Genomic DNA, 21260 nt, shown 5'->3' on the forward strand with positions numbered 1-21260 from the left:
TCGGCTCTACGCGCGGCTCTACGCGCGCAGGGCTTCGACAGCTGCCGCGAGCGCCTGCGGCACATCCGGTACGAGCGCGTGCGCCCCGTCGCGTACGACGTGCCGGCCGCCCACGACCGTGTGCCGTACGTCCGCTGCCGTCGCCGCGAATACGGCCGTCTCGGCGCCGAGCCTGGGCACCGGCCCCGCTGTTCTGACCGAGTCGAGCGCGATCGTCGTGAAGTCGGCGAGCCCGCCTGCCTCAAGGGTGCCTGCCTCGTCCCAGCCCAGGGCCGCGTGGCCGTCTGCCGAAGCTGCACGGAGCAATGCCGCCGCCGTCCAGTGACCCCGTGTGCGGGTGCGCAGGCGCTCGTTCAACTCCATTGCGCGGGCCTCTTCCAGCAGGTCGATCACCGCGTGGCTGTCGGAGCCGAGGGAGAGGGGTGAGCCGGCGCGCTGGAGGGCGACCGCCGGGCCGATGCCGTCCGCCAAGTCCCGTTCCGTCGTGGGGCACATGCAGGTGCCGGTGCCCGAACGCCCCAGCAGCGCGATGTCCTCGTCCGTGAGGTGCGTGTTGTGGACGCCGGTGGTGCGGGGGCCCAACACCCCGTGGTCGGCGAGGAGTTGGGTCGGGGTGCAGTCGTGGGCGGTGCGGCAGGCGTCGTTCTCGGCGGTCTGCTCGGACAGGTGGACGTGGAGCGGGGCCCGGCGCTCCTCCGCCCACCTCGCCACCGTCGCCAACTCCCGTGCGGGCACGGCCCGTACGGAGTGGATGGCGGCACCGATCCTTGCGTGATCTTGTTCCTTGAGAAGTGAACAGCGTTCGGCCCAGGCGTCCGCGCTTCCGTCGGAGAAGCGGAGCTGGTGGCGGTTGGGGGGCTGTCCGAAGCCGGAGGAAAGGTAGGCGGTGTCGAGGAGGGTGATGCGGATACCGGCTTCGGAGGCGGCGGCGATGAGGGCCTCGCCCATGGCGTTGGGGTCGGCGTACGGGGTGCCGCCGTGGGCGTGGTGCACGTAGTGGAACTCGCCGACCGCCGTGATCCCGGCCAGCGCCATCTCGGCGTACACCGCGCGGGCCAGTGCATGGTAGGTGTCCGGGGTGAGCTGGTCGGCGAAGGAGTACATGAACTCCCGCCAGGTCCAGAAGGTCCCGGAGCCGACCTGGACCGTGCCACGCAGGGCGCGGTGGAAGGCGTGACTGTGGGCGTTGGCGAGGCCGGGGAGGGTGAGGCCTCGGAGCGGCTCGGCGCCGGGGGGCGGGGTGTCGACTCCGGTGCGGACGGCTGCGATTCGGCCGTCCCTCACCTCCAGGGCGACGCCCGGCTCGACGTTGGTGTCGAGCCAGGCGTGTTCCAGCCAGTACGTCCGCGTGGTGGGGTGCGTCACCTGCAGGCCAGCCCTTCCAGTACGTCGGCGAGTGCGGTCACCCCGGCCACGCAGTCGTCCTCGGCCGCGAACTCGGCCGGGGAGTGCGAGACGCCCGTGGGGTTGCGCACGAACAGCATGGCGGTCGGGATGCTCCCGGAGAGGATTCCGGCGTCGTGTCCGGCACCGGTGCCGAGGACGGGGACGGTCAGTTCCATCCCCGTCCCGTTCCCCTTCCCCTTTCCCAGGACTCGGGCGAGTTCGTCGCGCAGGGCGTGGTCGAACTCGACGACCGGGGTGAAGGACTCCCGGACGATGTCGAGGTCGATGCCGTGCGCCTCCGCGTACTCACGGGCCGCCTTCTCCACGCCGGTGACCACCGTGTCGAGGGTCTGCTGGTCGGCGGCGCGGGAGTCGAGCCAGCCGCGCACCAGGGAGGGGATGGCGTTGACGCCGTTCGGTTCTACGGCGATCTTCCCGAACGTGGCCACCGCGCCCGCCAGTTGGGCCTCGCGGCGGGCGGCGAGCACGGTCTCGGCGTACGACAGCATGGGGTCCCGCCGGTCCACCAGCCTCGTTGTACCGGCGTGATTGGCCTCGCCCCGGAAGTCGAACCGCCACCGCCCGTGCGGCCAGATGGCACTGGCGATGCCTACCTGGTCGCCGGAGAGGTCGAGGGCGCGGCCCTGTTCGACGTGGAGTTCGACGAACGCGCCGATACGGGCGAGGCGCTCGGGGTCGGGGCCGATGGCGTCGGCGTCGTAACCGGCGGCCACCATGGCCTGCGGCAGGGTGACCCCGTCGCCGTCGGTCAGCCGGTGCGCCTGCTCGACGGTGAGCTGCCCGGCGGTGAGTCGCGACCCGACACAGGCGAGCCCGAAGCGGGCGCCTTCCTCGTCGCCGAAGTTCACGATGGCGAGCGGCTTGGTGAACTCCGCTCCCCTGCCCCGCAGTTCGTCGAGTGCTGCGAAGGACGACACGACTCCGAGGGGGCCGTCGAAGGCCCCGCCGTCGGGTACCGAGTCGAGATGCGACCCGGTGACGACGGCGTCCCCGGCAGCGGGGTCGCCGAGCCAGGCCCACTGGTTGCCGTTGCGGTCGAGTTCGTAGGTCAGCCCGCGTGACTTGGCCTGCGCCTCGAACCAGTCCCGGCATTCGGCGTCGGCGGCCGTCCAGGCGTAGCGGCGGTAGCCGCCGGAAGCGGAGTTGCGGCCGATCGGCAGCAACTCCGCCCACGTGCTGTGGAAGGTCACGCCTCTCCACCCTCGCGCATCGGCACCCGCACGCCCCGCTCGTCCGCGACCCGCTCCGCGATGTCGTACCCGGCGTCGACGTGCCGGATGACGCCCATGCCGGGGTCGTTGGTCAGGACCCGGCGGATCTTCTCGCCGGCGAGAGGCGTGCCGTCGGCGACCGTCACCTGGCCCGCGTGGATGGAGCGGCCCATGCCGACGCCGCCGCCGTGGTGGATCGACACCCAGGATGCGCCTGAGGCGACGTTGACCATCGCGTTCAGCAACGGCCAGTCGGCGATCGCGTCGGAGCCGTCGAGCATGGCCTCGGTCTCGCGGTACGGGGAGGCGACGGAGCCGGAGTCCAGGTGGTCTCGGCCGATGACCAGCGGGGCGGCCAGCTCGCCGGAGGCCACCATGTCGTTGAAGCGCTCGCCGGCCTTGTCGCGCTCGCCGTAGCCGAGCCAGCAGATGCGGGCGGGCAGGCCCTGGAAGTGGACGCGTTCGCCCGCCATCTTGATCCAGCGGTGCAGGGACTCGTTCTCGGGGAAGAGGTCGAGGATCGCCTTGTCCGTCTTGTGGATGTCGGAGGCCTCGCCGGACAGGGCGGCCCAGCGGAAGGGGCCCTTGCCCTCGGAGAAGAGGGGGCGGATGTAGGCGGGGACGAAGCCGGGGAAGGCGAACGCCCGCTCGTACCCGGCGAGTTGGGCCTCGCCGCGGATCGAGTTGCCGTAGTCGAAGACCTCGGCTCCGGCGTCCATGAAGCCGACCATCGCCTCGACGTGCTTCGCCATGGACTCACGGGCGCGGGCGGTGAAGCCCGCCGGGTCCTTGGCGGCGGCGTCGGCCATGTCCTCGAAGGCGATGCCGATCGGCAGGTAGGCCAGCGGGTCGTGGGCCGAGGTCTGGTCGGTCACGATGTCGATGGGGGCGCCCTCGGCGAGCATCTGCGGGAACAGCTCGGCGGCGTTGCCGAGGAGGCCGATGGAGAGCGGGCGGCGGGCGTCGCGGGCCTCGACGGCCAGCTGGAGCGCGTGCGCGAGGGAGTCGGCCTTCACGTCCAAGTACCGGTGCTCGATGCGGCGTTCGATGGCGCGCGGGTCGACGTCGATACAGATCGCGACGCCGTCGTTCATCGTGACCGCGAGGGGCTGGGCGCCGCCCATGCCGCCGAGGCCGGCGGTGAGGGTGATGGTTCCGGCGAGGGTGCCGTTGAACTTCTTGGCGGCTACGGCGGAGAAGGTCTCGTACGTGCCCTGGAGGATGCCCTGGGTGCCGATGTAGATCCAGGAGCCGGCGGTCATCTGACCGTACATGGTCAGGCCGAGGGCCTCCAGGCGGCGGAACTCCTCCCAGTTGGCCCAGTCGCCGACGAGGTTGGAGTTGGCGATGAGGACGCGCGGCGCCCACTCGTGGGTCTGCATCACGCCGACCGGGCGGCCGGACTGGACGAGCATCGTCTCGTCCTGCTTGAGGGTGCGCAGGGTGCGGACCATGGCGTCGAAGGAGCGCCAGTCCCGGGCGGCCTTGCCGGTGCCGCCGTAGACGACGAGCTTGTCGGGGTGTTCGGCGACCTCGGGGTCCAGGTTGTTCTGCAGCATCCGCAGGGCGGCTTCCTGCTGCCATCCCAGGGCGCTCAGTTCCGTACCGCGCGGTGCTCGTACGGGGCGGGGTCCTGACATGGTCTGCCTCCTAGCGGACTGCTCTCAGCGGGTCTGAGCTACGCGTTTTTACTACTGCTATTCACATCCTGGCTTCGTGAATAGAACTAGTCAATACATGGGGGCGTCTCTGTGGGCAGGCTCTGAGTGTTTGGCCGGATGTACCGACCATGGGCGACGACATGACGGGGGCTCCAGTGAACGACGGAAACCAGGGTCACACGGACGGCACCGACCCCGGCGCGGATCTCGGCATCGACACCGGCCAGGATCCCGGCACCGAGCACACCGCCCGCCGGGACGAAGCCGTACAGGCCGCCGTGGAGCAGGGCCTGCTGGGGCCCGGCGCCCCCATCGCCGCGCTGCTGGACGTCACCGGTGTCCGGGAGTCGGCGGCGGCGCTCCGCGCGGCGTTCGACGCGGTGACCGCGCCCGGGACTCCCGTGCTGCACGCGTTCGCCGTGAAGGCGAGTCCGCTCGTGCCGGTGCTGCGGCTGCTGAACGAGGAGGGCATCGGCGCGGAGGTGGCGAGCCCGGGTGAGCTGGCCCTCGCGCGGGCGGCGGGCGTACGGCCGGAGCGGACGGTGCTGGACGCGCCCGCGAAGACGCCGGCGGAGTTGCGGGAGGCGCTGGCGCTGGGGATCGCCGTAAACGCCGATAATCCGCAGGAGTTGGAGCGGATCGACGGGCTGATGCGGTCGGCGACCAGTCGCTCCCCGCTCGGGATCCGGGTCAATCCGCAGATCGGGGGCGGGTCGATCGCCGCGCTGTCCACCGCCACGGCGACCTCGAAGTTCGGGGTGGCGCTGCGGGACGAGGGGGCGCGGGAGTGGGTGGTGCGGGCGTTCGCCGAGCGGCCGTGGCTGACCCGGCTGCACGCGCACACCGGGTCGCAGGGCATCCCGCTGTCGCTGCTGGCGCGGGGCGTGGAGGAGACGTACCGGCTGGCGGAGGAGATCAACGCGCGGCTCGGGCGGCGGCAGATCGACACGCTCGACATCGGCGGCGGCCTGGGGGTGAACTTCGGTTCGGACGCGACGAGCCCGACGTATGCGCAGTACGCGCAGCTGTTGAAGGAGGCGGTGCCGGGGCTGTTCGACGGGCGGTACGGGCTGGTCACCGAGTTCGGGCGGTCGATGCTGGCCAAGCAGGGGACGGTGGTGGCCCGGGTCGAGTACGCGAAGAGTGCCGGTGGGCGGCCGATCGCGATCACGCACGCGGGCGTGCAGGTCGCGACGCGGACGGTGTACGCGCCGCAGTCCTGGCCGCTGCGGATCGCCGCCTACGACGGGAAGGGGCGGCCCAAGTCGGGGGCGGACGTGGTGCAGGACGTCGCAGGACCCGCGTGTTTCGCGGGGGATCTGCTGGCCGAGGGGCAGGCGTTGCCCTTGCTGGAGCAGGGGGACTACGCGGCGGCGCTGGACACCGGTGCGTACTACTTCGCGGCGCACTACGCCTACAACTCCCTTGCCCGGCCGGGGATTTACGGCTTCGTGCGGGACGGTGCCGGGGGCGTGTCGTTCGCGACGGTGCGGGAGCCGCAGACGGTGGCGGAGATCGTGGCCGAATCCGGAGGGGCGCACGCCGCCGCGCTCACCACCCTGCGCGCGCCTGGGAGCCGTTGACGCACGCCCGTACGAGCAGGGTTCAACTGACCCATGCAACTCGTGTGAAAACGGGGTCAGTTGACCCACCTTAGTCACTCGGGGGCATGTTCCACTGGAAAATGCCAGATCCCTCACCCCTCGGCCACACGGTGCGTAGCTTCGTCGTCACTCAGCCGAACCGCAGGCGGGAGGGGAGCCACGGTGCCCGGAATCGACGAGTGCTTACTGGAGGCCATGCGACTGCCCGGTGCCCGGGGCGCCGCGCTGGTCGACTGGACGAGCGGGCTGGCCCTGGGCGTCGTAGGAGAGTCGCCCGGGGGTGACCAGGAGGCCAGTGCGGCCGAGGCCGCGGAGCTGGCGCGGCTGGCGGCCGAGCACCGGGCGTTCGCGGCCGTCGGGGAGGACGGTCAGGAGGGCGACGATCCGCCGCTGGAGGATCTGATCGTCAGCAACCGGGACAGCTATCACGTGCTGCGGTTCGTACGGACGTCGTTCGACAGCAGTGTGTTCCTGCATCTGTGGCTGACCCGCGCGGAGGGCAATCTCGCGCTGGCCCGGATCCGGCTCGGCGAGATGGCCGGACGGCTGGTGCTGGGATGACGGCGGTCAAGGCCACGCCCACCACCCCGCCGCCCCGGCTGCCCGTACGGGACAAGGCCGCCGCCGGTGAGCGGGGGTGGGGCGGGGTCTCGCCGATGCTGACGCGGCTCGCCGCCGAGGAGGCCACCGGTGTCCTCGTCCGCGAGCGCGGCAGCCTGCATCTCGTCGACGGCCATGTCGTGCACGCCGAGAGCCCGTCCGCCCCCGGCCTCGAACTGCTCCTCACCGCGCACGGCACCCTGGGCGCCGAGGCCTGGGAGGCGGCGGCCCGGGCGACCGACGACCGGCACGCCACGACCCGACTGCTGGTGGACGGCGGCCTGTTGAGCCCGGGCGCGCTGGAACTGTGCCATCTCGGGGCGCTGTACGACGCGGCGTACTTCGTGCTCGCGCCGAGCAGCACCCCGGGGCGTTTCCGGTACGGCGTCACGCATCCGATCGGGGGTGTGCGGCCGGTTCCGGTGACCGCGCTGGAGCGGGAGACGCTGCGCCGGCGCGATCTGCTGCACCGCGTCTGGCCGGACGCGGCGACGGACGGCACACCGCTGGTGCGGGCCGACCCCGTCGCGCCCCCGCCGGTCACCGCCCGGCAGGCCGCGGTGCTGGCCCAGGTCGACGGCGTCCGTACGGCGCCGGACATCGCGCGGGTGCTGGGCCGGCGGGCGTACCCCACGCTGCTGGACGTCCGGCGGTTGGTGTCGGCGGGGCTCGTGTCGCCCCGGCCGCCCACGCCCGCCACCAGGCCCTCACCCGGCACCGGCACCGGCACGACAGATTCCGTCGGCACCGATCCCCATGTCACCGACCCCGACATCACCTTGCTGAAGAGGCTCAGAGATGCGCTGGAGGCCCTTTGAGTGGCAGCGAACACGCGCCGAGAGGAGAGAGCCGATGGCCTCCGAGGCAGAGATCCTCGACGAGCTGCGCCGGTTGAGAGCCCGCGTGCCCCAGCTGACCGGGGCGCTGGCGACGGGCGTCGACGGTCTCCTCCTGGCGCAGGACACCCCGGGCGTCGAGCCGGAGCGGGTGGCCGCACTCACCGTGACGGCGCTCGGCGTGGCCGTACGGATGGCGGACGCGACCGGGCAGGGCGACTTCCGCGAGCTGATCGTGCGCGGGGTCTACGGCTATGTCGCGACCTACGCGGCGGGCCGCGGCGCCGTGCTGACCGTGCTCGCCCAGGACCGGGTCCACGTCGGCCGGCTGCTGCTGGAGGGCCGCCGCGCGGGGGCCCGGATCGGAGAACTGGTCGACGCCGAGGCCGCGGCCGAGGCAGCGGCCGAAGCCGTCGTGGCCGAGGAGCGAACCGACCCGGCGCCGCGCGCCAAGGCGCCCCCGAAAACCACCACCGCACGAACGAGAACCGCGCGCGCACCACGCACCACCACAGGCACCAACGCGCGCACCACCACCGAAAGTTGAACGGAACCAGAGGAGCACTGTCATGGCCAACACCGAAACCTCCCTCAAAGAGGCGCTGACCTCCATCGAGGGCGCGACCGGGGTCGCGCTCGTCGACTACACCAGCGGTATGGCGCTCGGCACGCTGGGCGGCAGCAAGACCTTCGACCTCGGCGTCGCCGCCGCCGGGAACACCGACGTCGTGCGCTCCAAGCTGCGCACGATGGAACACCTCGGCCTGAAGAGCGAGATCGAGGACATCCTGATCACCCTGTCCAGCCAGTACCACCTGATCCGGCTGATCAAGGGCCGCGGCGGCAACGGGCTCTTCCTGTACCTGGTCCTGGACTCCGCCCGGGCCAACCTGGCGATGGCCCGGCACCAGCTGAAGAAGATCGAGGCGGACCTGGAGGTCTAGGCCCGAAGGTCAGGTCTGGAGCCCGGCTACGCGAAGACGTCGCTGCGGCGGCGCGCCCCGCCCGGGGTCGCGTCGCCCGCGGCGATGCCGGTGGAGCGGTAGCCCTTGACCGGTTTGCCGGCGGGGGCGCCGTGCCGCTTGTCCAGCCAGTCGACGCGGATCCACAGCAGTACGTCGTCGGCGCGCTCCCGGCGGCCCAGCCAGGCGGCCTTCAGGCGCAGCCCGGTACCGGCGCCGGCGAGCAGCATGCCGCCCGCTGCCGGCACGGCGAAGCCGCTGCCCAGCGCGAGCGCGAAGGAGAGGACGAGCCACCAGCGGTGGGCGCGGCGCCAGTTCCGTACGCTCACCGCGCGGTCCTGGAGCACGTCGTGCTTGCCGGCCCGGGCGGCGCCGCGCGCGAGGGCGGTGTACCGCTTGCGGCGCGTGTACGACACCACGATCGCCGCGATGATGAACAGGGCGGCCCCGGCCATCACCCCGATCCGGCGCCCGGTGATACCGGGCAGCAGTACGCCGACACCCGCCGCGAGCACCCCGAACCACCACATGGGGGCGGCTCCGGCCCGTACGACGACTGCCACTCGGGCCAGCCCCTGGACTCTGCGATCTCCGCGTGCCACGTCCCGCCTCCTGGTCGTCCCGGCACAGTTCCGTAGTGCCGGGGAGACTAGTGAGCGAACGTGAGACGAGTCTGAGAACTCGGCAGCGGGGACGGGTTTTCCGGCTGGTCGGGGCAGGCCCGCTCAACAGCTCGGCGGGCACCGATACCCAAGGGGCGCGGGGCTGTGTCATTGGCGGCTCCGCCGCGGGGCGCGACCAGCCACAGCGCACCCGCACCCGAAAGCCGCTGCCGACACCCGACGACCACCGTGGATCGGCATCGGCGGTCACCGGCAACCCACGCCGCAGCCCGCGCAGCGCCTCTCACTCCACGAACAAGCCCCGCGCCGCCGCCCGCGCGTCGAACTCCTCGAGCCTCGCCTGCGCGTCCGGCAGGTCGTCGCACATCGCCTCCAGCAACACCCGGCCGAGCAGCATCGGCGCGCAGGCCGTGTCGAAGGCGAGGCCGGTGCCGACGGCGGCCGGGATCAGCAGGTCGGACACCTTGGCGACGGGGGCGAACGCCGAGTCCGCGACGGTGACGACGGTCAGGCCCGCCTCCCGCGCGTACGCCAGGGTGTCGACGACCTCGCGCGGATGCCGGGGCAGCGCGAAGCAGAGCAGGGCGGTGGCGCCGGCCCGGACGGCCGCGTCGATCCGGTCGTGGATCATCGTGCCGCCCTCGTTGAGCAGCCGTACGTCCGGATGGACCTTGGCGGCGAAGTACGCGAAGCCGTACGCCTGGGAGGCCGCCGCGCGCAGGCCGAGCACGGGCAGCGGGCGCGAGGCGGCGAGGAGGCGCCCCGCCTTGGCGACCGGGCGGGGATCGGCCAGTATCTCCGCGAGGTGCTTCAGGTTCTCGATCTCGGCCTCTACGGCCTGCTGGTACTCGTTGTACGACGCCGTGTCGGTGACGGACTCGGCGGGCGCGACCTCGCGGAGGTGTTTGCGCAGCGCCGGGTAGCCGTCGAAGCCGAGGGCGACCGCGAAGCGGGTCACGGAGGGCTGGCTGACGCCGGCGAGTTCGGCGAGTTCGACGCTGGAGAGGAACGGCACCTCGGCGGCGCGCCGCACCATGCTGTGCGCGATGCGCCGCTGGGTCGGCGTGAGCCGGTGCCCCTCGAAGAGCGCCTGCAGCCGTCCGGCCGGGCTGTCGGTCACATCCATACTCCTGTCCATCGTCACCTCCTCCACCGTCACCTCCACGCTCCCATCCACGCTCATGACGTGCTCCCCCTCCAGATGTCCGTGAACCGGTCGAGCAGTCCCGCCGCCGCCGTCACATCGTCCGTGAGCGGCCGGTCCGCCGTCCCGTCGTCCAGCACCGATTCGGCCAGCTCCAGCGCGCGGCCGACCGGGAGTTCCGGGTCGGGCCGCAGGTCGCGCTGGCGCAACGCGCGTACGGCGGCGACCAGTTCGCAGCCGACGACGAGACGGTACGCGCGGCAGGCGCGCAGTGTCTGACGGGCGGCGAGCGAGGCGAAGCTGGCCTGTTCCTCGACGCCTCGGGAGAGTACAGCGTGCCCGAGCGAGGCGGGAGCCGAGAACGCGCGCAGATCGCCGAGGGCGGCAGCGGCGGCGTACTCCAGGATCATCACGCCGGAGGACGCGGCCTCGTTGTCGGCGAGGAACGGCTTGAGGCGGGTGAACGCGGGCTCGTTCAGCGAGGAGAGCCGGGACGTCGACAGGCGGGCGACCTGGGTGAGCGCGAGCCTGAAGTGGTCCAGGGCGAGGACGAGTTGGGCCTGGTAGAAGCCGCCGTGGTGGTAGGCGGTCATGTCCTCGGCGGAGATGAAGGGGTTCTCGGCGGCCGCGTTGATCTCGATCGCGAGCACCTCCTCCAACGCGTCCGCCGCGTCGTGCGCGGGCCCGTGGATCTGCGGCAGACACCGGAAGCCGTACGGGTCCTGGATCCGCCCGAGCGGAGGAGTGGGCCGGTCGGCGGCCCCGATCAACTCCCGCATCCGCCGGGCGACTTCGGTGGACCCCCGGTGCGGCCGAGCGGCATGCACAGGCGCGGCGAACGGCTCGTGCGACCCGTCGACGGCGAGCAGCGAGAGCGCCCCGACGACCTGCGTGGCCCCGATGAGCCCCCGCAACTCGTGCAGGGCGAGCGCGGATTGGCCGAGGGTGAGGGCGTTGCTGCTGATCAACGCCAACGCGTCGTTGTTGTCGAGGGGTTGGGGCTCGGGGACGCCGGCGAGGGTGCCGTTGCGAAGGTACGGCTCGGGAACTCCGGCGCGGGCATGCTCGGGAACTCCGTTGAAGGGAAGGGCACTTGAGGCCGGCCCACCCCGCCCCCCGAAAGCCACCCCACCGACCCCGCCGGAGCCCTCCACGCCCCGCCAAGCATGCTCCCCCACCAACGCCAACCCCACCTGAGCCAGCGCCGCGATGTCCCCCGTCCCCACCGACCCGAACTCGTTGACGACCGGATACACCCCGTTCTCCAGCGCCTCGCACAGCGCCGTGACGACCGTCGGCCGTAGCCCCGCACCCCCGGCCAGCAACTGGTTCGCGCGGACGGCGAGCATCGCGCGGACCTCCCGGGCCGGAAGCTCGTCGCCGATCGCGCCGGCGTGGCTGCGCAGCAACCGCAGCCCGTGTTCGGCGGCGGCCTCGGTGGGCACATCCTCGTTCCGGTTGGCGCCGACGCCGGTCGAGCGGCCGTAGACGCGGCCCGTCGCGGCGATCTGGCGGGCCGCGTCCCAGGAGTCGGTCGCGCGCTTCATCGCGTCGGTGCCGGGGACCGGCCGGGCGTCCCCGTCGGCGAGGCGGACGACGTCGGTGACCCCGAAGCCGACCCCGTCGAGGACGACCAGACCGGTGCCCCCGGACAGCGTCACATCGGAGGCGTCCACGATCTGAGACGACATAAGGCGACGAACTCCCCTCAATCAGGACACTCGATCTTGCCTGCCGGGCATCCGTTACTTCGGATTAACGCGGAGACATTGACAAACTATTCAGACACCGAGAACTCTGCATGACGTTATACAGCCGGGCAAGGGACAACTCATGATCCAGTTCGACGCGGTCCACAAACGCTTCCCCAACGGCACGACAGCAGTTCACGATCTCTCCCTGGAGATGCCGGAAGGCGGGGTCACCGTACTGGTCGGTTCCTCCGGTTGCGGCAAGACGACCACCCTTCGGATGATCAACCGGATGATCGAACCGACCTCGGGCGTCATCAAGGTCGGCGGCAAGGACGTCACCCAGCAGGACGCGGCCGAACTGCGCCGTTCCATCGGGTACGTCATCCAGCAGTCGGGCCTCTTCCCGCACCGCACGGTGCTGGACAACATCGCCACCGTGCCGCTGCTCCTGGGCCACGGACGGAAGAAGGCCAGGGCCCGCGCGGCCGAGCTCCTGGAAACCGTCGGGCTCGCCCCCGACGCCGGGAAGCGCTACCCGCACCAGCTCTCCGGCGGCCAGCAGCAGCGCGTCGGCGTGGCCCGCGCGCTCGCCGCCGACCCGCCGGTGCTCCTGATGGACGAGCCGTTCGGCGCCGTGGACCCGGTGGTCCGCACCCAGCTCCAGGACGAACTGCTGCGCCTGCAGAAGGAGTTGAACAAGACCATCGTCTTCGTCACGCACGACATCGACGAGGCCGTACGGCTCGGCGACCGCATCGCGATCTTCCGCACCGGCGGTCACCTCGTCCAGTGCGCGGCCCCCGCCGAACTCCTCGCCCGCCCGGCCGACGACTTCGTCGCCGACTTCCTCGGCGCCGAGCGCGGCCTCAAGCTGCTCTCGCTGAAGACCCTCGCCGAGGTCCCACAGGGCCCGGCCCCCGAGGGCGGCACCTGGACCCTGGTCGTGGACGAGGCCCGCAAGCCCCTCCACTGGGCGACCAAGGGCGCCGAGATCCCCGTACGACCGCTCAAGGACGGCGACTCCCTGCTCGCGGCGCTCAACGAGTCCGTCGCGTCCCCCACCGGCCTGATCGCCCGTGTCGACGCGGCCGGCGTCCTCACCGGCGTCTCGTCCCGCGACGACATCCACACCCACGCGGGCCAGGCGCACGCCGAGGCGCGGACACACACGGGGACCACGCGGACCACGGAGACCGAGGCGGCCGCCGCATGACCATCGACTGGTCGTGGATAGGCGACCACACCGACGACCTCACCAGCCTCACGTTCTCGCACCTCCAGGCCGCGCTGACCGCCGTCTTCCTCGGCCTGCTGATCTCGCTCCCGCTGGCCGTGGTCGCCCACCGGGTCCGCCCGCTCCGGGGCTTCCTGCTGGGCCTCTCGAACGTGCTCTTCACGATCCCGTCGATCGCGATCTTCGTGCTGCTGCTCCCGATCAGCGGCCTCACCCGCACCACGACCGTGATCGGCCTGACGGTCTACACGCTGGTCGTGCTGCTGCGGAACACGGTCGAGGGCCTCGACTCGGTCCCCGCGAAGACGAAGGAGGCCGCGAAGGCGATGGGCACGCGCCCCCTGCGCACGCTCCTCACCGTCGAACTCCCCCTCGCGCTCCCGGTGATCATGGCCGGCGTCCGTATCGCGACCGTCATGTCGATCTCGCTCGTCTCGGTCGCGACCTACATCGGCGACGGCGGCCTCGGCCAGCTCTTCACCGACGGTTTCCAGCGCGACTTCCCGACGCCGGTGATCGTGGGCGTGGTCCTCACCCTGCTGCTCGCCGTGGTCGCGGACGCGGCCCTGGTCGCCCTCCAGTACGTACTCACCCCGTGGAAGAGGCGGCGAGCCTGATGTTCGAACTCTTCAAGAACCTCGCCAAGTGGCTGACCAGCGGCTCCCAGTGGGCCGGTACGGACGGCATCGCGCACCGCCTCGCCGAGCACCTCCAGTACTCGCTCCTCGCGACCCTCATCGCCGCCGCGATCGGCCTCCCGCTCGGCCTGCTGATCGGTCACACCGGCAAGGGCGCGTTCCTCGCGATCAACCTCGCCTCCTTCGGCCGCGCGCTGCCGACCGTGGGCCTGGTCGTCCTCGTCTTCCTGGCCAGCGGCCTGTCGATGTGGCCGGTGTACATCGCGCTGGTCGCCCTCGCGGTCCCGTCGATCGTGACGAACACCTACGCCGGGATGACGGCCGTGGATCCAGATGTGAAGGACGCGGCGCGCGGGCAGGGCATGCGCGGCCACCAGGTCCTCTTCCAGGTCGAGTTGCCCCTCGCGCTCCCCCTGATCATGACCGGCCTGCGGCTCGCGCTCATCCAGGTGGTCTCCACGGCCACCGTCGCCGCGTATGTCTCCTTCGGGGGCCTCGGCCGCTTCGTCTTCGACGGACTCGCCCAGCGCGACCTCGTGCAGGTGCTCGGCGGGGCGGTGCTCGTCGCCGTCGTAGCCATCGTCCTGGACCTCGGCCTGTCCGGCCTCCAGCGCTTCCTCTTCCGCCACCGCACCGCCTAGGGAAACCGGGAACCCCGAAATGAACCGTCGCACCCTCCTCGGCGCCCTCGCCGGAACGGCCGTAGCCGTCCCCGTCCTGTCCTCCTGCGCGAGCGGCGTCACCTCGCTGGACGGCGGGGGCTCCACCGGCGGTGGCAGCGCCTCCAGCAAGAACGGCGTCACCATCGGCACCGCCAACTTCACCGAGAACCAGGTCCTCGGCTACCTCTACGCCGCCGCCCTCGAAGCGGCCGGCGTGAAGGTCAAGGTCCGCCCCAACCTCGGCACCCGCGAGATCGTCTTCCCCGCCCTCAAGAGCGGCGACATCGACCTCCTCCCCGAGTACCAGGGCTCCCTGCTCACCTACCTCCAGCCCAGATCCAAGGTCGCGGAGGCGGGCGAGATGCAGAACGCCCTCACCCTCGCCCTCCCCTCCGGCCTCCAGGTCCTGCCCTACGGCATCGCCGAGGACGCGGACTGCTTCGTCGTCACCCGCGCGACCGCCAGGAAGTACGGCCTCACCTCGCTGGCCGACCTGGCGAAGCACAACGGCAAGCTCGTCATCGGCGCCTCCGCCGAGGTGAAGACCCGTCAGGTCGGCGTCGTAGGACTGAAGGACGTGTACGGCGTGGAGTTCAAGGAGTTCAAGTCCCTTGATTCCGACGGGCCGTTGGTGAAGGGCGCGCTGAAGAAGGGCGATGTGGACGTGGCGAACCTGTTCACCACCGACACCGACATCAAGGCCAACGACTGGGTGGTCCTGACCGACCCCAAGACCCTGATCCCCAGCCAGCACATCGTCCCGCTGATCGCCGACCGCGTGGCCGACCCCACGGTCCGCAAGGCCCTCGCGCGCCTGGGCAACCTCCTCACCACGGCCCAACTCACCGAGCTGAACCGCCAGGTGGACAAGGACAAGAAGGACCCGGAGGACGTGGCGAACACGTACGCGAAGCAGCACGGCATCACGAAGTAGTCGCCGGGCGAAGTAGTCGCGGGGCGAAGTAATGCCCGGTTGATGATCTGACGACGAATCACCCAAGTGTCGTTAAATCAGCACTCTGGGTAACTGGGCGCATGCATAGGGTGATTTCACGCTCACCACCTGAGGAACCGCATGGCCTCGAACCGCAGGGCCTTCCTGACGGCCACCGCCGTCGGCGCGCTGGCCGCCGCCCCCGCGACCGCCCCTACGACCGCCACCGCCGCCGTCGGCCCACACCCCCACCCGACCACCGCCCCCGCCGCGCTCGCCGAACTCCTGGACGGCAACCGCCGCTACGCCACCGACCACTCCCGCCACCCGGACGAGAGCCGCCGGCTGCGCCGGCAACTGGCCGCCGCACAGCACCCGTTCGCGGTGATCGTCGGCTGCATCGACTCCCGGGTGCCGCCGGAGCTGGTCTTCGACCAGGGCCTCGGCGACCTGCTGTGCATAAGGACGGCCGGCGAGGTCCTGGACGAGGCGGTGCTCGCCTCCATCCAGTACGGCGTGGAGGAACTGCGCATCCCCCTGGTGCTGGTGCTCGGCCACGAGCGCTGCGGCGCGGTGGCCGCGACCCTCGCACACCTGGAGACCGGCGCCCCCGTCCCCGGCCATCTCGCCCTCCTGGTCGACGAGATCAGCCCGGCCGCGCGCCGCACCCGCGCCCTGCCCGGCGACTGGGCCGAGCACACGATGCGGGCCCACACGGCCTGGGTCCGTGACGCGATCCGCGCCGACCCCGCCTTCACCTCCGCGCACGTCGTCGCGGCCCGCTTCGACCTCGACACGGGGCTCGTGTCCCTGCTGCCGTAGCCCCAACTCCCCACGAAAACAGGCCTATTGGGCCACTCCCGCATTTCCCCCACTCCCGCATTCCCCACTCCCCCACGCTCCTGACGCGAAGAAGCTCATGAACATGAACGGCGTGCTCTCCGTCCTGCCCTCCCCCGCCGACTTCCGCACCATGACCCGCGCCCCGCGCCGCGATCTCCTGTGCGGTCTCACGGTCGCTGTGGTCGCCCTCCCGCTCGCCCTCGGTTTCGGGGTGACGTCCGGTCTCGGCGCGGCCTCCGGCCTGATCACCGCGATCGTCGCGGGCTCGCTCGCCGCGCTGTTCGGCGGCTCCGCGCGCCAGGTCAGCGGACCGACCGGCGCGATGACCGTGGTCCTCGTCCCGATCGTCCACGAGTACGGCGCGAACGGCGTCCTGACGGTCGGTCTGCTCTCCGGCTTCATGCTCCTCGTGCTCGCGTTCGCCCGCGCGGGGGCGGCGATGGCGTACGTCCCCGCGCCGGTGATCGCCGGTTTCACGATCGGCATCGCGTGCGTGATCGGGCTCCAGCAGGTGCCGTCGGCGCTGGGCGTGCGCACCCCGAGCGGTGACCAGGTCGCGGTGGTCGCGGCGAGGGCGTCGGAGGAGTTCGACACGACCCCGCACTGGGCGGCGTTGCTCCTCGCCCTCGGTGCGGCGGCGCTGATGCTGGCCGGGGCGCGCTGGAAGCCGACGGTTCCCTTCTCCCTGGCGGCAGTTGCCGTGGCGACGATCGTCTCGGAGGCCCTGCACCTGCACGTCACCCGGCTGGGCACACTCCCGTCCTCGATCCCGGCCCCGTCCCTCGCCTTCCTGGACGTGTCGCGAGTCCCCACCCTCCTCCTCCCCGCAGCGGCGGTAGCCGCACTGGCCGCCCTGGAATCCCTCCTCTCCGCCTCCGTCGCGGACGCGATGCGCCCCGGCGAACGCCACGACCCCGGCAAGGAACTCTTCGGCCAGGGCATCGCCAACCTCGCGGCCCCGCTCTTCGGCGGCGTCCCGGCGACCGGCGCCATCGCCCGCACCGCGGTCAACGTCCGCACCGGCGCCACCTCCCGCCTGGCCGCCCTCGCGCACGCCGTGATCCTCGCCGGGATCGTGGCGGTCGCGGCCCCGCTGGTGGGCCGTATCCCGCTGGCCGCGCTGGCCGGAGTACTGCTCGCGACGGCGATCCGCATGGTGGAGACGGACGCGGTACGGGCCATGGCCCGCGCCACCCGTGGGGACGCCCTGGTGATGGTCCTCACCGCCGCCTCGACGCTCGCCCTGGACCTGGTCCGCGCGGTGCTCATCGGCCTAGGTGTCTCGGTCCTGCTCGCCCTGCGCGCGGCGATGCGCGGCACCCGACTGGCCCCGGCCACGACCGACGAACTCCCGGGCGCAGCAGGCACGGTGACGTACCGCTTCGACGGCCCGCTCCTGTTCACCGCCGCCCACCGCTTCCGCCGCAGCCTGGCGGACGTCCAGGACGTGACGGCCGTAGACCTACGACTGTCGGGACTGACGGCGGTCGACGCGACGGGTGCGCTCGCGCTGAAGGACGCGGTGGGCGAGCTGCGCGACCGGGGTATCGAGGTCAGCATCACGGGCGTCGAGCACGGTCATCGCCGGGTGCTGGAGTCGCTCGGGGTGCTCCCGGTGAACCCGACTTCCAACAGGGGGGCTATCCCCAGTGCAGCGGGCGCGGCGGCTCCCTAATCTGAGTCGCATGACGGGAATGGATGCGAACGACGTCGAACTCAAGAAGGAACTCAACGCCACCCTGCAGGCGCGCAGGGAACTGGGCGACGAGTACGAGTCGGCGCTGGTCGACTCGTTCCTGGAGAAGGTCGATCAGCGGATCGACGACGCGGTGGAACGCCGGGTTCGCCGACAGCTGGCCGAGCAGCAGCTGGTGGTCGCCCGCGGCTCGCGCGGGCCGAAGGCCGCCAACGACTCCTGGGGCGAACGCTTCGGCTTCGGCATCGTCTCGCTGGTCCTGGCGATCCCGCTGTCGGCGATCGGCGGCGGCATCGCCCACCTCCCCGGCCTGCTGGTGGCCTGGGCCGGCATCGTCGGCGTCAACGCCGTCCAGGCCGCCCGCACCAACCCGGGGCTCTTCGGCGGTCGACGCCACAAGTCCTCCCAGGACAGCGAGTGGGAGGACTGACCGTCTTGGTCACGCGATCCTGGTCTACGCACCGGAGCCGGGTTCGGAAACGGAGGAGCGCCTTGCGCTGCTGGGGAGTTGAGCCACTACGGAACCTACCGGGTCCACTGGGCCGTAGAAAAAGGTACGAGGCACGAGGCCGTTAAAAAGCTATGCGCGGGGACCGCCGCACCCCCCGTTGCCGGGAGGGCGGGACGACGGCGGTCCCCGCGAGGGACGCGTGCCGGGTCAGGGCCGGGCGTGCGCGTCCTAGGCGTCGGTGGAGGTCCGGGAGCCGCTCCGGAGGTCCGTGACGCCGTTTTTGTGTCGGCGAGGCGGGGAGCCGCTCCCGCCCTGCCGACACCCACTAATCTGCCCGACGCTTGTTAAGCGTGTGCTGCGTGGACGTGACGCCCTCGTACCACTTCCGCGAAGTCCACCGTTTCGGTGGGCAACCGCAAAGTCGCCGTCGCCACGGCCCGTTCACCGGACGTTTTGCTACTGCTTCCCGCCCTTGGCGAGGAAGGACAGCAGGTCCTGCCGGCTGATGACACCGGTCGGCTTGCCCTCGACCAGGACGATCGCCGCGTCGGCGCCGCCCAGCACCGTCATCAGGTCGCCCACCGGCTCACCGGAGCCGACCTGCGGCAGCGGGGCCGACATGTGCTTCTCCAGCGGGTCGGTCAGCGAGGCGCGCTGGGTGAACAGGGCGTCCAGCAGCTCCCGTTCGACGACCGAGCCGACGACCTCCGCCGCCATGACGTCCGGGTGACCGGCGCCCGGCTTCACGATCGGCATCTGCGAGACGCCGTACTCGCGCAGCACCTCGATGGCCTCGCCGACCGACTCTTCCGGGTGCATGTGCACGAGGGACGGGATGGCGCCGTGCACCTTGTCGTTGAGGACGTCGGCGACGCGGGCGCTGGGACCCTCGTCCTCCAGGAAGCCGTAGTCGGCCATCCACTCGTCGTTGAAGATCTTCGAGAGGTAGCCACGACCGCTGTCGGGGAGGAGAACGACCACGACGTCGTCCGGGCCGAGCCGCTCAGCCACCCGCAGGGCAGCCACGACGGCCATGCCGCAGGAGCCGCCGACCAGCAGCCCCTCCTCCTTGGCCAGCCGGCGGGTCATCTGGAAGGAGTCCTTGTCGGACACGGCGACGATCTCGTCCGCGACGGTCCGGTCGTAGGCGGTCGGCCAGAAGTCCTCACCGACGCCCTCGACGAGATACGGCCGCCCGGAACCGCCGGAGTAGACCGAGCCCTCGGGGTCGGCGCCGACGACCTGGACGGCGCCGTCACTGGCGTCCTTGAGGTAGCGCCCGGTGCCGGAGATGGTGCCGCCCGTCCCCACACCCGCCACGAAGTGGGTGATCTTCCCCTCCGTCTGCTGCCACAGCTCAGGGCCGGTCGAGTGGTAGTGGGAGAGGGGGTTGTTGGGGTTGGAGTACTGGTCCGGCTTCCAGGCGCCCGGCGTCTCGCGAACGAGCCGGTCGGAGACGTTGTAGTACGAGTCCGGGTGCTCGGGGTCGACGGCGGTCGGGCACACGACCACTTCGGCGCCGTACGCGCGCAGCACGTTGATCTTGTCGGTGGACACCTTGTCGGGGCACACGAAGATGCAGTGGTACCCCTTCTGCTGGGCCACGATGGCCAGGCCGACGCCGGTGTTGCCGCTGGTCGGCTCGACGATGGTGCCGCCGGGCTGGAGTTCCCCGCTCTTCTCCGCCGCCTCGATCATGCGCAGGGCGATGCGGTCCTTCACGCTGCCGCCGGGGTTGAAGTACTCCACCTTGGCCAGGACGGTCGCCTGGATGCCCGAGGTCACGCTGTTGAGCCTCAGCAGCGGGGTGTTGCCGACGAGGCTGATCATCGAGTCGTGGAATTGCACCGTTGTCTCCGGTTGCCGCAAAGAAGTGGTCGTTATGGGTCACGCCAGCCTAAGGCCCGGAAATGACGTTCACCGCCTGTTGAGATTGGACGACGTGCTGTTCGGGGCAAGGAGTGGATGACGGCTTAGAGGAGGTGGCGGCGACGTATGACGAGGATGTCGAGGGCGCGGGTGGCCCGGCGGATCGCGGCCGGTGCGGCGTACGGCGGTGGCGGGGTCGGACTGGTGGGCGCGGCGGCGATCGGGCTGGTGCTGGCCGAGGTCCGCTTCGTGAAGCGACATGTGGGCAACGGCCATGCGCCGGGCAGCAACCATGTGCCGAGCGCGGATGGCAGGTACGGACATGTCTACGACACCCCGGGTGAACCCTCGATCCGGCTGACCATGCTCGGCGACTCCACGGCGGCGGGCCAGGGTGTCCACCGGGCGGCCCAGACCCCGGGCGCGCTGCTGGCCTCGGGCCTGGCGGCGGTCTCGGAACGCCCGGTCGAGCTGCACAACGTGGCCCTTCCCGGCGCCCAGTCCGACGACCTGGACCGCCAGGTGGCGCTGGCCCTCGCGGACACCACCCGGGTGCCCGACGTCTGCGTGATCATGATCGGCGCGAACGACGTCACCCACCGCATGCACCCCACCAGATCGGTCCGCCATCTGTCGGCGACGGTACGACGGTTGCGCACGGCCGGCGCCGAGGTGGTCGTCGGCACCTGTCCCGACCTCGGGACGGTGGAGCAGGTCCAGCAGCCCCTGCGCTGGCTGGCCCGCCGGGCCTCCCGGCAACTGGCGGCGGCCCAGACGATCGGCACGGTCGAACAGGGCGGCCGCACGGTGTCGCTGGGCGACCTGCTGGGCCCCGAGTTCGCGGCGAACCCGCGCGAGCTGTTCGGCCCGGACAACTTCCACCCCTCGGCGGAGGGGTACGCGACCGCCGCGATGGCCATCCTCCCGACCGTGTGCGCCGCCCTGGGCCTCTGGCCGGCCGAGGAGGACCGCCCGGACGCGTCCCGCCGCGAGGGCTTCCTGCCGGTGGCACGAGCCGCCGCGGAGGCGGCTTCGGAGGCGGGGACGGAGGTCACGGCGGCGATGCCTACGGGGCCGCGGGGGCCGTGGGCGTTGTTGAAGCGGCGGAAGAGGCGCCGGGTACCGGAACCGGAGGCGGCACCCTCCAGCCCGTCCGGCGTTTGAGCCCGAGGTGGCACTCTCCAGCCCGTC

20 protein-coding genes are annotated in these 21260 nt (G+C 71.5%); 13 read left to right on the forward strand and 7 right to left on the reverse strand.

Annotated elements, in window-relative coordinates; all coding sequences use genetic code 11:
* Positions 1-18: 18 nt before the first annotated feature.
* From SPR02S_RS46955 to hutU, 3 genes are read right to left on the reverse strand one after another with little or no spacing between them, the layout of a single operon-like run.
* The gene (locus tag SPR02S_RS46955) at positions 19-1365 is read right to left on the reverse strand and encodes a formimidoylglutamate deiminase (protein WP_019064000.1); all 1347 of its coding nucleotides are present in this window, start codon (positions 1363-1365) and stop codon (positions 19-21) included.
* Positions 1362-2597 (reverse strand): allantoate amidohydrolase, encoded by a 1236-nt coding sequence (locus SPR02S_RS46960; RefSeq protein WP_019064001.1) that lies wholly within the window; start codon positions 2595-2597, stop codon positions 1362-1364. The genes SPR02S_RS46955 and SPR02S_RS46960 overlap by 4 nt, the downstream gene beginning before the upstream one ends.
* Positions 2594-4258: a urocanate hydratase gene (gene hutU / locus SPR02S_RS46965; protein ID WP_026151518.1), complete on the reverse strand. Its 1665-nt coding sequence runs from the start codon at positions 4256-4258 to the stop codon at positions 2594-2596. The genes SPR02S_RS46960 and hutU overlap by 4 nt, the downstream gene beginning before the upstream one ends.
* Positions 4259-4419: 161 nt before the next feature.
* On the opposite strand from hutU, the gene SPR02S_RS46970 reads away from it, so the two are divergent.
* From SPR02S_RS46970 to SPR02S_RS46990, 5 genes are all read left to right on the forward strand, one after another.
* The gene (locus SPR02S_RS46970; RefSeq protein ID WP_245607753.1) at positions 4420-5862 is read left to right on the forward strand and encodes a type III PLP-dependent enzyme domain-containing protein; all 1443 of its coding nucleotides are present in this window, start codon (positions 4420-4422) and stop codon (positions 5860-5862) included.
* A gap of 183 nt (positions 5863-6045) precedes the next feature.
* Positions 6046-6444 (forward strand): hypothetical protein, encoded by a 399-nt coding sequence (locus SPR02S_RS46975; protein WP_026151519.1) that lies wholly within the window; start codon positions 6046-6048, stop codon positions 6442-6444.
* A complete protein-coding gene (locus SPR02S_RS46980; protein WP_019064005.1) occupies positions 6441-7301 on the forward strand; it encodes a hypothetical protein in 861 nt (286 codons plus the stop codon). The genes SPR02S_RS46975 and SPR02S_RS46980 overlap by 4 nt, the downstream gene beginning before the upstream one ends.
* A gap of 34 nt (positions 7302-7335) precedes the next feature.
* Positions 7336-7866 carry a roadblock/LC7 domain-containing protein gene (locus tag SPR02S_RS46985; protein WP_019064006.1) on the forward strand — a complete coding sequence of 177 codons (531 nt, stop codon included), beginning with the start codon at positions 7336-7338 and terminating at the stop codon, positions 7864-7866.
* Between the two features lie 22 nt (positions 7867-7888).
* Positions 7889-8263, forward strand: a complete 375-nt coding sequence (locus SPR02S_RS46990; protein ID WP_019064007.1) for a hypothetical protein — start codon at positions 7889-7891, stop codon at positions 8261-8263.
* Positions 8264-8289: 26 nt separating this feature from the next.
* Here SPR02S_RS46990 and SPR02S_RS46995 read toward each other — a convergent pair whose 3' ends face one another.
* From SPR02S_RS46995 to SPR02S_RS47005, 3 genes are all read right to left on the reverse strand, one after another.
* The gene (locus tag SPR02S_RS46995) at positions 8290-8883 is read right to left on the reverse strand and encodes a hypothetical protein (RefSeq protein ID WP_078623219.1); all 594 of its coding nucleotides are present in this window, start codon (positions 8881-8883) and stop codon (positions 8290-8292) included.
* Positions 8884-9187: 304 nt separating this feature from the next.
* A complete protein-coding gene (locus tag SPR02S_RS47000; protein ID WP_043258990.1) occupies positions 9188-10042 on the reverse strand; it encodes a MurR/RpiR family transcriptional regulator in 855 nt (284 codons plus the stop codon).
* 41 nt (positions 10043-10083) lie between these two features.
* Positions 10084-11739, reverse strand: a complete 1656-nt coding sequence (locus SPR02S_RS47005; RefSeq protein ID WP_019064010.1) for an aromatic amino acid ammonia-lyase — start codon at positions 11737-11739, stop codon at positions 10084-10086.
* A 142-nt stretch (positions 11740-11881) separates the two neighbouring features.
* Between SPR02S_RS47005 and SPR02S_RS57985 the strand changes: the two genes are divergently transcribed.
* From SPR02S_RS57985 to SPR02S_RS47040, 7 genes are all read left to right on the forward strand, one after another.
* Positions 11882-12955, forward strand: coding sequence for an ABC transporter ATP-binding protein (locus tag SPR02S_RS57985; protein WP_019064011.1), 1074 nt, complete (start codon positions 11882-11884; stop codon positions 12953-12955).
* Positions 12952-13593 (forward strand): ABC transporter permease, encoded by a 642-nt coding sequence (locus SPR02S_RS47015; protein WP_019064012.1) that lies wholly within the window; start codon positions 12952-12954, stop codon positions 13591-13593. Before SPR02S_RS57985 ends, SPR02S_RS47015 begins: the two co-directional genes overlap by 4 nt.
* Positions 13593-14255, forward strand: a complete 663-nt coding sequence (locus tag SPR02S_RS47020; RefSeq protein ID WP_019064013.1) for an ABC transporter permease — start codon at positions 13593-13595, stop codon at positions 14253-14255. The genes SPR02S_RS47015 and SPR02S_RS47020 overlap by 1 nt, the downstream gene beginning before the upstream one ends.
* 19 nt (positions 14256-14274) lie before the next feature.
* Positions 14275-15210, forward strand: a complete 936-nt coding sequence (locus SPR02S_RS47025; RefSeq protein ID WP_019064014.1) for an ABC transporter substrate-binding protein — start codon at positions 14275-14277, stop codon at positions 15208-15210.
* Positions 15211-15351: 141 nt separating this feature from the next.
* Complete coding sequence (locus SPR02S_RS47030; RefSeq protein WP_019064015.1) at positions 15352-16032, forward strand: carbonic anhydrase; 681 nt, start codon at positions 15352-15354, stop codon at positions 16030-16032.
* A gap of 97 nt (positions 16033-16129) precedes the next feature.
* The gene (locus SPR02S_RS47035) at positions 16130-17728 is read left to right on the forward strand and encodes a SulP family inorganic anion transporter (protein ID WP_019064016.1); all 1599 of its coding nucleotides are present in this window, start codon (positions 16130-16132) and stop codon (positions 17726-17728) included.
* Positions 17729-17747: 19 nt separating this feature from the next.
* A complete protein-coding gene (locus SPR02S_RS47040; RefSeq protein WP_019064017.1) occupies positions 17748-18179 on the forward strand; it encodes a hypothetical protein in 432 nt (143 codons plus the stop codon).
* Positions 18180-18656: 477 nt separating this feature from the next.
* Here SPR02S_RS47040 and SPR02S_RS47045 read toward each other — a convergent pair whose 3' ends face one another.
* Positions 18657-20048 carry a cystathionine beta-synthase gene (locus SPR02S_RS47045; protein ID WP_019064018.1) on the reverse strand — a complete coding sequence of 464 codons (1392 nt, stop codon included), beginning with the start codon at positions 20046-20048 and terminating at the stop codon, positions 18657-18659.
* Positions 20049-20195: 147 nt separating this feature from the next.
* Between SPR02S_RS47045 and SPR02S_RS47050 the strand changes: the two genes are divergently transcribed.
* Positions 20196-21233, forward strand: a complete 1038-nt coding sequence (locus SPR02S_RS47050; protein ID WP_026151522.1) for an SGNH/GDSL hydrolase family protein — start codon at positions 20196-20198, stop codon at positions 21231-21233.
* The last annotated feature ends 27 nt before the right edge of the window (positions 21234-21260 follow it).

The organism is Streptomyces prunicolor NBRC 13075 (assembly GCF_000367365.1).
GTDB lineage: Bacteria > Actinomycetota > Actinomycetes > Streptomycetales > Streptomycetaceae > Streptomyces > Streptomyces prunicolor.